This window comes from Sinorhizobium saheli (assembly GCF_001651875.1).
GTDB classification, from domain to species: Bacteria; Pseudomonadota; Alphaproteobacteria; order Rhizobiales; family Rhizobiaceae; genus Sinorhizobium; species Sinorhizobium saheli.
The window spans coordinates 1-14,239 of sequence record NZ_LNQB01000030.1 but is presented as its reverse complement, the minus strand read 5'-3'; the positions used below and the strand labels follow the sequence as shown (position 1 = coordinate 14,239).

The 14,239-nt window shown below is 59.5% G+C and carries 15 protein-coding genes and 3 pseudogenes; 17 read left to right on the top strand and 1 reads right to left on the bottom strand.

From position 1 onward, the window contains the following. The 5 genes and pseudogenes from ATB98_RS27635 to ATB98_RS27630 all read left to right on the top strand — a co-directional run. Window positions 1-109 (top strand): annotated as a pseudogene (locus ATB98_RS27635) (PLP-dependent transferase); the annotation flags it as partial. 225 nt (window positions 110-334) lie between these two features. Continuing rightward, on the top strand, window positions 335-1,840 hold the full coding sequence (locus ATB98_RS00585) for an L-lactate permease (RefSeq protein WP_234781829.1): 1,506 nt from the start codon (window positions 335-337) through the stop codon (window positions 1,838-1,840). A gap of 93 nt (window positions 1,841-1,933) precedes the next feature. Next, a complete protein-coding gene (locus tag ATB98_RS29835) occupies window positions 1,934-2,080 on the top strand; it encodes a thioredoxin domain-containing protein (protein ID WP_234781828.1) in 147 nt (48 codons plus the stop codon). Next, the gene (locus ATB98_RS00580; RefSeq protein ID WP_234781830.1) at window positions 2,016-2,555 is read left to right on the top strand and encodes a glutathione S-transferase family protein; all 540 of its coding nucleotides are present in this window, start codon (window positions 2,016-2,018) and stop codon (window positions 2,553-2,555) included. The genes ATB98_RS29835 and ATB98_RS00580 overlap by 65 nt, the downstream gene beginning before the upstream one ends. Before the next feature lie 123 nt (window positions 2,556-2,678). After that, the gene (locus ATB98_RS27630; RefSeq protein ID WP_234781827.1) at window positions 2,679-3,161 is read left to right on the top strand and encodes a PLP-dependent transferase; all 483 of its coding nucleotides are present in this window, start codon (window positions 2,679-2,681) and stop codon (window positions 3,159-3,161) included. A gap of 76 nt (window positions 3,162-3,237) precedes the next feature. On the opposite strand, the gene ATB98_RS00570 is transcribed toward ATB98_RS27630, so the two are convergent. Continuing rightward, complete coding sequence (locus ATB98_RS00570; protein ID WP_066867730.1) at window positions 3,238-4,584, bottom strand: sigma-54 interaction domain-containing protein; 1,347 nt, start codon at window positions 4,582-4,584, stop codon at window positions 3,238-3,240. Window positions 4,585-4,840: 256 nt separating this feature from the next. Between ATB98_RS00570 and ATB98_RS00565 the strand changes: the two genes are divergently transcribed. The 12 genes and pseudogenes from ATB98_RS00565 to ATB98_RS00515 form a co-directional block, all read left to right on the top strand. Beyond that, window positions 4,841-5,668, top strand: a complete 828-nt coding sequence (locus ATB98_RS00565) for an alpha/beta fold hydrolase (RefSeq protein WP_066867727.1) — start codon at window positions 4,841-4,843, stop codon at window positions 5,666-5,668. Window positions 5,669-5,681: 13 nt separating this feature from the next. Beyond that, the gene (locus ATB98_RS00560; protein ID WP_066867724.1) at window positions 5,682-7,304 is read left to right on the top strand and encodes an MFS transporter; all 1,623 of its coding nucleotides are present in this window, start codon (window positions 5,682-5,684) and stop codon (window positions 7,302-7,304) included. 370 nt (window positions 7,305-7,674) lie between these two features. Further along, window positions 7,675-8,646 carry a CobW family GTP-binding protein gene (locus ATB98_RS00555; RefSeq protein ID WP_066867721.1) on the top strand — a complete coding sequence of 324 codons (972 nt, stop codon included), beginning with the start codon at window positions 7,675-7,677 and terminating at the stop codon, window positions 8,644-8,646. A gap of 31 nt (window positions 8,647-8,677) precedes the next feature. After that, entirely contained in the window at window positions 8,678-9,178 is a 501-nt protein-coding gene (locus ATB98_RS00550) for a DUF1097 domain-containing protein (protein ID WP_066867718.1), read from the top strand. Between the two features lie 29 nt (window positions 9,179-9,207). After that, the gene (gene nthB / locus ATB98_RS00545) at window positions 9,208-9,951 is read left to right on the top strand and encodes a nitrile hydratase subunit beta (protein WP_066867715.1); all 744 of its coding nucleotides are present in this window, start codon (window positions 9,208-9,210) and stop codon (window positions 9,949-9,951) included. A gap of 21 nt (window positions 9,952-9,972) precedes the next feature. Next, window positions 9,973-10,590 (top strand): nitrile hydratase subunit alpha, encoded by a 618-nt coding sequence (nthA, locus tag ATB98_RS00540; protein ID WP_066867712.1) that lies wholly within the window; start codon window positions 9,973-9,975, stop codon window positions 10,588-10,590. A gap of 8 nt (window positions 10,591-10,598) precedes the next feature. Continuing rightward, window positions 10,599-10,943, top strand: a complete 345-nt coding sequence (locus ATB98_RS00535; protein ID WP_066867709.1) for a nitrile hydratase accessory protein — start codon at window positions 10,599-10,601, stop codon at window positions 10,941-10,943. A gap of 22 nt (window positions 10,944-10,965) precedes the next feature. Beyond that, window positions 10,966-11,643, top strand: coding sequence for an energy-coupling factor ABC transporter permease (locus tag ATB98_RS00530; RefSeq protein WP_066867705.1), 678 nt, complete (start codon window positions 10,966-10,968; stop codon window positions 11,641-11,643). Window positions 11,644-11,745: 102 nt separating this feature from the next. Then, complete coding sequence (locus ATB98_RS00525) at window positions 11,746-12,786, top strand: GlxA family transcriptional regulator (protein ID WP_066867702.1); 1,041 nt, start codon at window positions 11,746-11,748, stop codon at window positions 12,784-12,786. A 38-nt stretch (window positions 12,787-12,824) separates the two neighbouring features. Beyond that, a pseudogene (locus ATB98_RS29830) lies at window positions 12,825-13,062 on the top strand (DoxX family protein); the annotation flags it as partial. 519 nt (window positions 13,063-13,581) lie between these two features. Beyond that, window positions 13,582-13,731, top strand: a complete 150-nt coding sequence (locus ATB98_RS28490) for a glutathione S-transferase family protein (RefSeq protein WP_153436000.1) — start codon at window positions 13,582-13,584, stop codon at window positions 13,729-13,731. Between the two features lie 316 nt (window positions 13,732-14,047). Beyond that, a pseudogene (locus ATB98_RS00515) lies at window positions 14,048-14,239 on the top strand (methionine gamma-lyase); the annotation flags it as partial.

Genomic DNA, 14,239 nt, shown 5'->3' with positions numbered 1-14,239 from the left:
GCTTTATGCGCGTGAATATAATCCGACCACGGAAATCCTCGAGCAGAGGCTTGCAAACCTTGAGGGGGCTGAAGCAGGCCTCGTCATATCGACCGGGATGGCCGCCTTCGAGGCGCAGCTCAAAACGGCGATGTTGAAGAGGCATGCGAATTGATGCAGGTCTTGTCCCCATCTGGCAAATGTTCAAGTAGTTCTCCGGTCTTCGGACCGCCTATACGATGGCCGATCTGCTCGGCATCTGCCGGGCCGAGCCGCCTCGTCCGGTTCTCCCTCTACCTGCATTTGCAAAGGAGAAGGTGGCTCACTGCCTCACCTTGCTCGAGCAGGATTTGACTTGAGGCAAAGCAACGTCTGGCACCGGAGGATCACGAAGGCATTGCTTTATATTGTCTGGGCATTGCCCGCGCTGATCGTCATCGGCCTGCTTGCAAGCGGTCGTGCCACCACGCTCGTTGCCGCCATCATCGGATTGCTGGTGGCCATAATCGTTGCGTTGAGCGCTGCGCCCGGCGAGTTCCAGCTGTACCGCGGTGCCAGCGCCCTCTTGCGCGGAGCATGGATCGGCTGGATCGTCGTGCCATATATATTGGGCGGGCTGATGTTCTGGCAAATGGCAATTCGGCCCGGGGATGCAGCAATGCCAGTCGAGAGTCTCCGGCCCAATATGCAAGCCAGGCGGCGTCTACTGTTCGCCGCGTGCTTCCTGATAGGCCCGTTTTCCGAATCCGCAACCGGCTTCGGTGCCGGAATCGTCGGGACGATGCTATTGCTGCGCAGGCTCGATCTGCAACCGGTCTATCTCATGGCCTTCAGCCTGCTGAGCCAGACGATGATACTGTGGGGCGGCATGGGCAATGGTGCGATTGTCGCGGGCGCCTTCTCGCGAACCGATCCGACCGCACTCGCGGTCAACGCCAGCTTCTTCCAGGCCGCCTTGAATGTGCTTTGGTTGCCGCTCTACTGGCGGATGGCTCGAAGAGCAGGGGTCGGAGCCTCATTCCGGGAGCGTCTCAGCGAGGTCCTATGGCTCGGCGGAAGTCTCCTCCTGCTGATTGCTGCAACGCAAGCTCTTGGCCCCGAAGTCGCTATGCTGTGTGCTTATGGGCCGATCATCGTGCTGCGATATCTCTTCGATGAGCGACCTGACCCGCGCAAACTTCTTGAAGCCGTCCGTAGGATGGCGCCGTTTGGCCTTCTGATCGGATGGCTCATGGCAACCCGCCTGACCTCGCCCTTGAGCGAACTCTTGCGGCAAACCGGGCGGCTGGAGCCTTTCGCCGGCGCACCGGCATGGTCGCCGCTGTTTCACGCCGGCACTTGGCTGGCCGCAGGCGCCGTTCTATGCGCTCTCTGTTACGGTCACGTTTCCAGCTTGGGAAAAGAAGCCGCGAAAGCCTGGAAGACTGGACGTCTTGCGGTTCTCGCCATTATCATCTTTTCCATGATGGCGGAGCTGATCTCAAGCTCCGGGATTGCCGCAGCATTGGGAGAGGGTATAAACGCAGCGGTCGGGAGCGGCGCGATCACGTGTCTCGCGCTTGTTTCCGCCGTGTTCGGAGCACTCGCAAACAGTGGTAACGCCGCAAACGGCCTCTTCATGAGTTCTCAGGTCAGTCTTGCGACGGAAGCGGGCCTCAATGTCGCGGCAGTGATTGCCTTGCAACACACGGCGGCTCTGGCGCTCAACCTGATCTCGCCAGTTCGGATGTCGATCGTTTGCAGCCTGGCTGGGTGCCGCGGACAGGAGCGAGCAGCCTACCACGCCATGTTGCCATTTGCGGCCGCGGTCGTGGCCGTGTTGCTGACGGGCTCGCTGATGATCACCTATCGTGTGCTTTAGTCAGAGAACGTCCACCTATTGGCGGGACCAGTCCAACTTCGGCGGCAGCAAACGCGACATAATTACCCAATGACCCCTTAAAGGAGATCGAGCGTGTCGGAATTCAAGCTGCATTGCTTCGCAATGTCGGGCAACTCGGCCAAGGTAGCTTTGTTCCTCGCTCTGGCGGAAGAAGATTGGGAGCCGGTTTTATTTCGGTGGGCAAACGCATCAAGAGCAATGGCGACGGGAGGTCAATGAACTTGGAGAAGTTCCGGTTCTCGAGCACAAAGGGGCAAAGCTGAGCCAGTCGGCCCTTATTCTCGACTATCTCGCTGAAACGACCGGTAAATTTGCTCCAAGCAATGCCTCGGAGAAGCAGGAAATCTGGCGATGGATGTTGTTCGATAACCACAAATTCACTAGCTATTATGCCACTTTACGCTTCCTGTACGGTATAAAGCGGGCGGGGGAGACGCCGGTGACGCAATTTTTGAGGGAGCGGGCGATCGCCGCGTACCGCATCGTAGACGACCACCTGCGGCAAACACCGTTCCTTGTGTCTGCTCGGCCAACCATCGCGGACCTGTCTCTCGTGGGCTACGTCTACATGCCGGAGGATACGGGCATGCCTCAGGAGGAGTTTCCCCACATCGCAGAGTGGAAAGACAGTATCCGAAATTTGCCAGGATGGCGGCATCCATACGATCTGATGCCTGGCCCGACGTCGCTATAGCGCACTTTCCAGATCGAGGCGCAGCTCGCGACATCATTCTGCACTCGCTGTCGAAATACATAAACGGGCAACGGTGACACGGTCGGCGGGGCGCTGCTTGGCGAGACCGCAGTCATCCGACGGTTGCGGGTAGAAAGCCTTCGTCAGCACGAAACCACCATCTCGCCGCAAGCCTCGTTCCTGATCCTGTGCGGCCTAAACACTTTAGCGCTCAGAATGGATCAGCACTGCAACTCCGCACATGCGCTTGCTCTGACGTTGGAGGCCCATCCATCGGTGGCCTGGGTGAGATATCCCTTCCTCAATTCCCATCCCGATCATGAGATTGCGCGTCGGCAGATGTCAGACGGGTCTGGGATGTTTGCCTTTGGACTGCAGTCGGGCGCAGAGGGCGCCACGGCAATGATGGGGAGATTGAGGCTGATCAGGTCCGGCGGTAATCTTGCGGAGGTAGGCAGCTTCATTTGTGGCTCGGCTCGTCTCACCAATGCCGTCATCTGTCCCTTGCCGGGAGCGAAGTCTGCGATAGCCTTAGCGATGACGTCATACGATGAGGACGCCGAGGATCTCGTTGGAGATCTTCTTATGACTCTCGACTTTGCATAGCCTGTTGCCGACCAGATCTCAGTCGCCGAAATCGCCTTCGGTGGCTTAACCTCGTGCGCGACACAAATGCTGGCTGCTAAGCGGGGCTTCGCTCTTTCAACAGCCGATAGAGTTGCGCCCGACTGATGCCGAGCATCTCGGCTGCACGGCGCTTGTTGCCTCCCGCCTGCTGGAGAGCGGCGCGTAGGGCTGCATGGGTTTCGAATTGCACCCGGCTCTTCAAGTCTTTTCCCGCCTTCGCAGAGGGTGGCAGGCCGTCCAGGGACGGAATGGAGAGTTTGCCCGTCACGACCATCCGCGTCAGGGCGTTTTCCAACTCCCGAACATTGCCTGGCCACCGATGAGTCACAAGCAATGCACGATTTTCGGGCGTCAGTTCCGGCGCCGGCTTTAAGAGTCGGCTGGAGATGCGCTCAAGGAGTTGTTCGGCAAATTGAGCTATATTGTCTCTTTCTCTCAGGGCAGGTACCTCGATCGGCAGCACGCTCAGCCGATGATAGAGGTCTTCTCGAAAACGGCCCGCTCGCACCAGTTCAGCGACCGGCTTGTTGGTAGCGCAGATGATGCGCAGGTCAGTGTCGACCGGGCTGGTGCCACCGACGCGGACGATCTCGCCGGTTTGGAGCACGCGCAGCAGACTGCCTTGGAGGGCAAGCGGCATATCCCCGATCTCATCAAGGAAGAGCACGCCGCCTGCCGCCAGCTCGAACTTTCCTGGCTTGCCTTGGCTGCGAGCGCCTGTGAACGCACCGCCCTCATAGCCGAAAAGCTCGGCTTCGATCAGTTCGCTTGGTATGGATGCGCAATTGACCCACACGAAGGGTCCGGCACTGCGCTCCGACAAGGAATGGATTGCCTGAGCGGCCAATTCCTTGCCGGTGCCTGTCTCACCGCAGATCAGGACAGGCAGATCATAGGCGGCCGCCAGTTTGAGGGTCTCGCGATGCGCTTCCATCAACGGGCCGGTCCCGATGATATCGTCGAGGCCGAATTTCGACTGCCAGGCTCTCGGTTTCGAAGGGATGGCGAGTTCCGCTTTTGAAATCCGGCTATAGGTCTTCTTCAAGGCGTCGTAGTCGGAGAACAGCGCCAGGCCCACGGCGCCAATGATCCTTCCGTCTTTGTGCACCGGGACCTGTTTTGTCACCAGCTTGTGGCCCCGCACTTCCAGCGGATAGCCGACATGGGTGCCGATACCGCGCGCCACGAAATGAAGTTTGGTTTGCGGCCCGACCACGTCGGTTATGTGGCGCCCCAGAAATTCCTCGGCCTCACCTCCAAGCAGGCGGCAATAGGGTTCGTTGATCAGGACGATCGTTCCTTCCGTGTCGACGGCGACGAGGCAGTCGGAAACGTGATCGAGGACAAGACGGAGAAATCCGGCTTCTTCGGAGGAGCCTGCAAGCCATTCCGGAAGCGTCATCTCTACCTGCCTGATTGTTCCTGGGCGATCAAAGATCGCATTATACAGGATTTTGTCTCAGATGCGAGACAAGACATGTAGCCGAGGCGAGACACTGTCGAGAGAAAGGTCGCCTTCGAGGCTGTCGGGCAATCTAGGGGTCTCCTATAAACCGGTTGCTGTTTCAGGAGGTTAGAAGCCGCAGCACTCGAGTGCGCAGATCTGGCCCAGGGCTTGCGATGCTCCTTAGCGTAAAACCGAAAGGGGAGCAGATAACATGCATACGGAAACAATAGAGATAGGTGACACGATCGTCCGGGCGTCGGGCGAGGGCGCGCCGCTCGTCTTCGTGCACGGATTCACGACGACCGCCGAATTCTGGCGCGAGCAGGTCGAGGCCTTCTCGTCCCGCTACAAAGTCATCCGCATCAACCTGCCAGGACACGGCGTGTCGCCAAGGCCTGCCGGGCGCAGCTATACGATCGAGGCCTTCGCAAACGACGTGCTGCAAGTCTTCCGCAAGCTCGACATCCGGCAAGCAGTCCTTGTCGGCTTGTCGATGGGCGGAACCATCGCGCAAAGCTTCACACTTGCGCATCCGGAGCGCGTACAGGCGCTGGTGCTCGTCGGAGCGACGCCGCATGGGCTTGGAGAAGACGTCAACGTCGACAATGTTCTGAAGGCAATCGACGACCTCGGTGTCGTGCAAGCCAGCCAGAACGTCATCGATCGGTCGTTTGGCAGCGCGGCCAGCCAGGAACTCCTGAACTTTGCCAGACAGGAGGTCGCGCAGACCCCCGACTTCGTGGCGCGCGAGGCGATCGCCTCGCTGAATGCATCCGATAGCCGTTCGCGCCTTGGTGACATCAGGATCCCGACACTGGTGGTCGTCGGAAACGAGGATATCATCACGCCGCCGGCAGAGTCGGTGATCCTGGCTGAGGGCATACCGGATAGCAGGCTGGAGGTGATCGAGGATGCGGGACACTTCCCGATGCTCGAGCAGCCTCGGAAGTTCAATGAAGTGCTGACAGCGTTTCTGCGGGCTTGCGAATATCCGGTTTCTTTGGCGAGCGGCCAAGGCCTCTCGCAACATGCGGTCTAGGGGAGGGCACGATATGTCTGTTCATGAGATTTCGTCTGGAACTGTTGCGCACGCCGAGACGCTCGATCGCAACACCAAGCGGACGGTTTTCGCCGCGGCACTCGGGACCGTTTTCGAATGGTACGACTTCTTCATCTATGGGTCGCTCGCCGCCTTCTTCAGCACGCTGTTCTTCCCCAAGGGCAACGAGACCGCGGCGCTTCTCGCGGCACTCGCGACCTTTGGCGCCGGCTTCGTGCTCCGGCCGTTCGGCGCTGTCGTGTTCGGCCGGCTGGGCGACCTTGTTGGCCGAAAAAAGACCTTCCTCGTGACCATGCTGGTCATGGGCTTGGCAACGGCCGCAATCGGCCTCTTGCCGACCTACGAGTCGATCGGATGGGCAGCGCCTGCATTGCTGGTGGCATTGCGCCTGCTGCAGGGGCTGGCTGTCGGAGGCGAGTTCGGCGGCGCAGTCACCTATGTCGCAGAACACTCCGATCACGATCGGCGCGGATTTACGACGAGTTGGATCCAGATCACGGCGACGCTTGGTCTGTTCCTGTCGCTGATCGTGATCGTCCTGTGCCGCTCTTCGATGTCGCCGGAGGCATTCGCAAGCTGGGGCTGGCGAATGCCCTTCGTCGGTTCGATCCTCCTTCTAATCCTCTCCCTCTATATTCGCCTGAAACTGCACGAGTCACCCGTGTTCCAGGAGATGAAGGCGCAGGGCAAGGGTTCGAAAAACCCGATCGCCGATACCTTCGCCGACGGCCGCAATCTGCGTCTCGTGCTGGTCGCGATCTTCGGTGTCGTCGCCGGTCAGGCGGTCGTCTGGTACACGGGGCATTTCTATAGCCTCTACTTCATGACGACGACGCTGAAGATGACGCATGATCAGGCCAACTTCTATCTCCTGGCCGCGCTGACGCTCGGCACGCCCTTTTTCCTGTTCTTCGGCTGGCTTTCTGACCGGGTCGGGCGCAAGTGGATCGTCGTGACGGGCTGTGCGCTGTCGGCGTTGCTGATCATGCCGCTGTTCCAGGCGCTCGGAACCTACGGCAATCCCGTCCTTGCCGACTTCCGTGCGAGGACGTCGGTGACGCTTGTCGGAAACGACTGCGACCACGATCAATCGTTCATCGGGCAGTTGTTCAGCCCGCAGGCGACCACCCAATGCCAGAAGGTCAAGGCGCTTCTGACAGCCCGTGCGGTTCCGTACACGGTCAAGAGCGACGCGGAGCCGCTTCGGGTTCAGGTGAACGATAGCGCCATGAAGCCCTACAACGAAAATGAGCTGCTCGCCGCTCTGACGGCGGGCGGAATGCCTGATCCGAAGGCCCCCGTTCAGCCGAACGGACCGATGGTGATCGCAATCCTGTTCTGCCTGGTGTTCCTGGCCACGATTGTTTACGGACCCCTCGGCGCGCTTCTGGTCGAGCTCTTTCCCGTCCGCATCCGCTATAGTGGTGTGTCGGTCGCCTTGCAGCTTGGCAATGGCTGGATCGGCGGCTTCGCCCCCTTCGTCGCCACCGCAGTAGTGATTGCGACCGGCAACATCTTCGGCGGCCTTTGGTATACGGTGGCGTTTGCCGGACTGACGGCCGTGATCGGGGCGTTTCTCCTGCCCGAGACGCGCGGACGCGATCTGAGCACTTGAGCCGTCGTAACTGCGCTATTCTGGGATGCGCACCTGATGAGCCCGGGCACCTTGCCCGGGCTCCTTTGTAACGCATCAGGCCCCGAGGCGTAAAACATGCCGCGGCCTCTGCGGTGATCGATGAAGATGCTTAATTCACTAGCATATGCCTAAGATTTGAGCTTGCCTATACTGTGTTCATATTTTGGCGCATTCTGCAGGTGATTTGGCTGAAACTGCACGCGTGTGGCCGTTGTAAGCCGTGCGGCTTCGTATTGTAATCATCTTCAGCCCCGCAGCGCGGCAAACTTTTCGACCGCAACATCTGAAGCCATTTTCCAGATCCGTCAGGATCGGGCTGGTCGGGTGTTGCCTTGAACTGGAGAGGACCATGAAGAAGCTCAATGCGACTATTCTTACGGGCTTTTTAGGAGCCGGAAAAACAACGCTTCTCAACCGTCTTCTGACCGAACGCCATGAGGAGCGCATTGCGGTCGTCATTAATGAATTTGGTGAGGTCGGCATTGACGGCAAGCTTGTCATCGAAACAACGGAGGACGTCGTCGAACTGAACAACGGCTGCATCTGCTGCACGGTGCGCGACGACCTGATCGGCGCACTTCGTAATCTTTTGGCGTCAGACCGCGTCTTTGATCGCATCGTTATTGAAACGTCGGGTCTCGCCGATCCCGCGCCTGTCATCCAGTCCTTTGTCCTGGACGAGGTCTTGTCGAGCCATGTTCAACTCGACGCGATCGTCACCGTGGTCGATGCCCGTCATGTCGAGCAGCAGCTCGGCCAGGATGAAGCCGTCGAGCAGATCAGCTTTGCCGATCTCATCCTGCTCAACAAAACCGACCTCGTGTCCGTTGATGAGCTTGGCGTGACGGAGAGACGTGTCCGGCAGCTCAATCCGCTGGCTCGCGTCGTTCACACCAAAGACTGCGCAGTTCCCATGAGCGCGGTTCTCGACCTTGGCGCTTTCGACCTCAAGAACATCCTGTCGATCGACCCGGCCATCCTCGAAGACCACGAGCATGAACATGACCAGTCCATTTCCTGTGTCGCGTTACGGCAAACAGAACCGCTGGACCCGGCCGCCTTCAATAGCTGGCTGAACCGCCTCGTGCAGGCGAGAGGCGCCGACATCCTGCGTATGAAGGGGGTGGTGAACTTCGCCGGCGAAGCGCGCCGTTATGTCTTCCACGGCGTCCATATGACGCTCGACGGCCGTCCAGGAAAACCTTGGATGGGGGATCCCCGCCTGAGCGAGATCGTGTTCATCGGCCGAAACCTCGACGAGGCCGAGCTTCGCCGCGGCCTCGAAAGTTGTGCTCTTCCCGCCCTGGCCGTGGCCACCTGAGAAGCCCGTCCCTGCAACAAGGAGAAGCCTCATGCCACCTCTCGTCGCCGCAATGATCAGCCTTGGTGTTCTGGGTGCGATCGACACCTACATCACGGCAACCCTGTTCCCGGTGCCCGTCTGGGTAACGTTTATTGCCTGGGCGTCCTTCTTCGCTTGCGGCGGTGGCCAAGCGGGACTGATCAAGTCGGTCGCATCGAACTGGACGGGTATCGCAATTGCCTCCTTCACCCTGCTCATTATTCAGTTTGGCCCCGAGAATCCCGTGTTTGCGGCGACCCTCGTCGGCGCCGGAACGTCCGCCATGGTCCTCGCCTCCGCGGTACCTGCGCTGAATTTCACGCCAGCCGTCGTGTTCGGCTTTGCCTCCCTCGTCGGCACGCCGGCGGCAACCGACACCACCATCCTCACGTCCGGACCATTCCATCCGACGCTGGTGGCAATGGCCGCGATGCTGCTCGGAGGTATCTTCGGGTTCATCTCGGAACTCGGCACGCGTTTGCTCCCCGGCTCCAAAGCGAAGACGGCCTGACCGATCATTCTCTCGACAAGGAAAAGATCATGAAACTCCAGCATTACCTTGGCGGACTGGAAGGGCTCGGTCCGGTCAGCATCGAAACAAGGGTCTTTGTTGAACCCTGGGAAACGCGAATATTCGCGATCCACACGGCGATGATGGCTCTGTCCGCCCAATTGCCGCTTCCCCAAACGCCATCTGCCTTCAACACGATCTGGACCTGGGCGGATCTGCGTAAGGGGGCCGAGAGCCTCAATCCCTTCGATTATTTCAAATACCGCTACTACGAGAAGTGGCTGGGCGGCATATCGGGCTACTTCATCGATCACGGCTACATTACCGCGGAAGAGCTCGATGCTCTGACGGAGGAGTATTATCAACACCCCTCGAAGCCCCTGCCCAGCGCAGGCGCCGCGGCAATCGATGACCGTGTCGTCGAGTATCTGGTGGAAGGCGACAGTCCAGCGCGGGACGTTCTGGTGACGGCCGAATTCTCCGTCGGCGATATGGTCAGGATCGAGAATGTGCCGAGCGTCGAACACACCCGCCTGCCTGGCTTCCTGCGCAACAGGACCGGCATCGTCGAAACCGTCTATCCGGGCGCTTACACTTACCTCTGCGACACCGGCCCCGACGGTATCGGCCCGGCAATGACCGTCTACTGTGTCCGCTTCGACCCGAATGACCTGTGGCCGGGGAACGCCGAACCGAACTTCAGCCTCTATGCCGATCTCTATGCCCGCTACGTCGCCTCAGCGGACGTTTCGGTGTCGGTCGAGGCTGCCTAATCAACCATCGGGGAGAGACGAATGTCTGAACGTTTCAAATATCGCGAGGACCGCGAAGCTTACAGTGCTGCGCGCGTGCGGGCTCTCGAAGCCTTGCTCATCAAGAAGGGCATCATCACCGACCGGACAGTCGATACGGTGCTCGAATTCTTCGAGACCAAGATGGGGCCCTTCAACGGCGCAAAGATTGTCGCCCGCGCCTGGGTCGATCCGGCCTTCAAGGAACGGCTTGTCGCGGATACGCCGAAGGCCATCGCCGAACTCGACCTGCCGGACGGTATGGCCGGCGCGGAAGGTGAGCACATGCGTGCCGTCGCCAACGCTCCGGGCGTCCACAATCTGATCATCTGCACGCTTTGTTCCTGCTACCCGTGGCCGGTTCTGGGGCTGCCGCCCTACTGGTACAAGGATCCGACCTTCCGTAGCCGTGCAGCCCGCGAGCCGCGCGCGGTGCTTGCCGAGTTCGGTTTGCCGATCTCCGAGGATGTTGAAGTCAAGGTCTGGGACTCGAGCGCTCAGATCCGTTGGTTCGTCGTGCCCGAGCGGCCGGCAGGAACCGAAGGCCTCTCGGAGACAGAGCTTGAGGCTCTCGTCACGCCCGAAGCGATGATGGGCGTCGCCGTCGCTAATGCCGCCTGAGGTCCAGCATGCTGACGCAATTCGAACACTTCGCTGTTACCGAGATGTTGGGCAAGCCTGACAGTCCACCTCGGGCCAACGGCACCCTTTGTTTTGGGTCCGACTGGGAGCGCACCTCCTTCGGGATTGCGCTCGCGCTCGCCAAGGAAGGCTATTTTGAATGGGACGACTTCCGCGACGAACTGATTGCTTCGATCAGGACGTGGGAAGACGAGCACCCCTCGGATCATTCGTCCTGGAACTACTACGATCAATTTCTGACGGCGCTTGAGAGCGCCGTCGTCAAGACAAATCTTCTGACCGCCTCGGAACTGAGTGAGTTCTTCACCCTCGGCGATCAAGTCAACCAGTAATAGCTTTCACGGAGACATCAACATGCATATCGAACCTGGTATCGTGGAGGGCGGCAAGATCGTCCTGAGTTATGCCACCGCCTCCGGCGCCGCACTCTTCGCTCTGAAATCTGCGCACGACGAGCTCCGGCGTCGGGGACTGTCCTCGCTGCTGTCGCGCACCGTGGTTGCAACAGGGCTCGTCTTTTCCTTCTTCGAAATACTGCCGCACTACCCGGTCGGTGTTTCGGAGGTGCATCTGATCCTTGGCTCGACGCTCTTCCTGCTGTTTGGTGTCGCGCCAGCGGCAATGGGCCTTGCGGCGGGGTTGCTGATCCAGGGAATGTTCTTCGCGCCATTCGATCTGCCCCAATATGGCATGAACGTCACGACCCTGCTCGTGCCGCTCTTTGCGCTTCAGGTCATTTCAAGCAAGATCATTTCGCTGAATACCCCCTATGTCGACCTCAGCTATCGGCAGACACTGGCGCTATCGACGGCCTATCAGGGCGGTATCGTTTCCTGGGTGGCGTTCTGGGCGCTTTACGGTCACGGCTTGACGGTCGAGAGCCTTCTGTCGATCGGAAGCTTCGGCGTCGCTTATTTGGCAGTGATCCTGATCGATCCGCTCGTGGACATCCTGGTGCTTGCCGCCGCCAAGTCCGGGAAGGTTGTGTCGCACATCGGCATTTTCGATGCCCGACTGACGTCTGCAAAATGAATTCCTGAAAGTGATCATCACCCGCGGCCCGGGAGGTGGTCCTTGTTGGCAGGAATTTTGCATCGGCCTCAGGAAAGACGGCAGTTTTCAGGGGGTACTCCAATGCGGATTGTCATTCTCGCGCCACCCGGCGTCCAATCGCTGGATGTCGTGGGTCCTGCAGAGGTCTTCTGGGAGGCTGCGCGCCGCTGCGGCGACATGAGCAGGTACGACATACAGATCATGTCCACCGGCCAACCCTCAATCAGCGGCACCGGCCAGTTGCGGTTTCTTGCAGATCGTACGATCTTTGACAACGATGAGCCGATCCATACTTTGCTGGTCGCAGGCGACCCTTCGTTCCAGGCGATCGATCCGAAGGTCATTTCCTGGCTGCGCCGCCGCGTGCCCACCGTCAGGCGATATGGATCAATCTGCACTGGTGTCTTCCTGCTCGCTGCGGCAGGGCTGCTTGAGGGAAAGCGGGTGACAACCCACTGGGAATGTACGCCAAGGTTCCACAAGGAATACCCTCACATCGAGCTTGAACCGGATGCCATCTATATCCGTGACGGCAAGCTTATCACTGCCGCCGGCGTAACGGCTGGCATCGACCTTGCGCTCGCCCTTTTGGAGGAGGATCTTGGGCGCGAAGTCGCCCTGGCTGTGGCCAGATACATGGTCATGTTCGTCAAGAGGCCCGGCGGTCAATCACAATTCAGCGCGCATCTTGTCGGCCAGATGTCCGAAACGACCTTCATTCAGAAGGCGCAGGCCTACATCCTGGAAAACCTGAATCAAGAACTCCACGTCGAGGCGATCGCCAGGAGAGTCGGAATGAGCACACGCAATTTCGGTCGCGTGTTTCGGCTCGAACTCGGTGTTGCACCGCTAGACTTCATCGTCGCAGCCCGCACCGACGCTGCGCGCAGGTTGCTGGAGGATACTAACCGTCCCTTGCAATCCATCGCGAAAGCCTCCGGCTTTGGAGACGCTGGGGCGATGCGCCGGGCCTTCAGGAAGACCATCGGGGTCACCCCCCACGAGTATCGGGCCAGGTTTCAAATTCGCACAGACCACAAGGCGGTTGGTCGAAACTCCGGAGCCTCCGTGCTTAGCCTCCCGACGCGAGAGGCAGAATTAGAAGGAATGCCGCCCTCATAAACGCGACCTCCTCCGCATGGCTTAGGCCGGATCGCACCGGCTTCATTGATGTGGCGGGTGGGATCGGCATCCTCTTGCCGGCTCTTACCCGGATCCAGCCGCGTCTGACCGTTTTTGCGGCGCTGGGCTGCACCCTGCTCTCAAATCTGCGCCATCATCTTCCATGCCACGCGGGGTGAATTTTCTGCCCTTCCGCTCAACTTTATCCTGCTTCCTCTCGTGGCCTTCATCCTGTGGGGCCGCGCCAGGACGGCGCCCGTCGCCTCGCGCGGATAAAGGACTACCTGAACGGGAGCATTTTCCCGCTCGATGTCATCTTCGCAACTGTTCCTTCGCATTTCCTCGGAGTGCTGCATTAAACTTTACTACAGCCCTGGCGTTTGCTCGCTTGCCTCGCACATTATCGTTCGCGAAGCCGGACTGCCGCTTACGCCCGTGCGTGTTAATCTGCAAACCCACACATTCGATGGCGTCGCCGACTAGTCCGTCAACACGCGTGGCCATTTTCCCTGCTCGAGGTCGATGACGGCGAGCGTTTTATCGAGGGGCCGGCGATCATGCAGTATGTGGCCGATCGGGTATCGAGAAGCCCGTAGCTGCCTGGGGCACGATGGAGCATTATCACCTCTTCGAGCGGCTCGCCTTCTCAGCAGCGAACTGCACAGGGACTTTGGGCGCTGTTCAATCCCGCCATGCCGGAGGAGATCAAGGACTTTCACGGGCGTGTACTCGACCGTTTCCAGTGGATGGAAGGGAGCTCGAGGGCAAGGCCTATGTTATGGGTGTCCACGCGCTGTGGCCGACGCCCACCTGTTCGTCATCGCCGGCCGGGGAAAGCATGTCGGCATCGATCTTGTTGAGCTCAAGAAGCTGCGAGCACTTCTCGGCCGTGTTGCAGCCCTCGCACCGGTGCAGGAAGCATTGAAAGCAGAGGGACTTGGCTGAAGACTGCAAGCTCTCGTGCGCGACCCAGGCGCGCCCCGGGGCAACGTCAAATGCTCAGGTTACCGCCTGAAAAAGCTTCCTGACCGCGCAGACTTCAGGTGAGGGGCCAACATGAATGAGCATTGTGCGAGGGTGGTTTATGCGGGGAACACCCCGCATATTCCCACCGCTGTCAAATTGCCGATCCATGGGACAACGGTCACGGTTTCGCCACTTGCTTTTCCGACTGGACCATCTTCTTTCTGCCGAACTGGATGTTTCTTGCCGGCCAGTATGATGCCAGTTTGTGCCAAAACAAAGAGGATACGATCGGACTATGACGGGCGGCAGCGAACAGGACAAAGATCAGGAGCAATCCCATCGCTCTCACATGGCGAGCCTCGGGTTTGATACCCGCGCCATTCATCACGCGTTCGACCCGGTGGTTTTCAAGAGAGCGGTCCAGCCGCCGGTGTTTCTGACATCGACCTACGGCTTTGAGAGCGTCGAGGCAAATGATGCCGCCGCA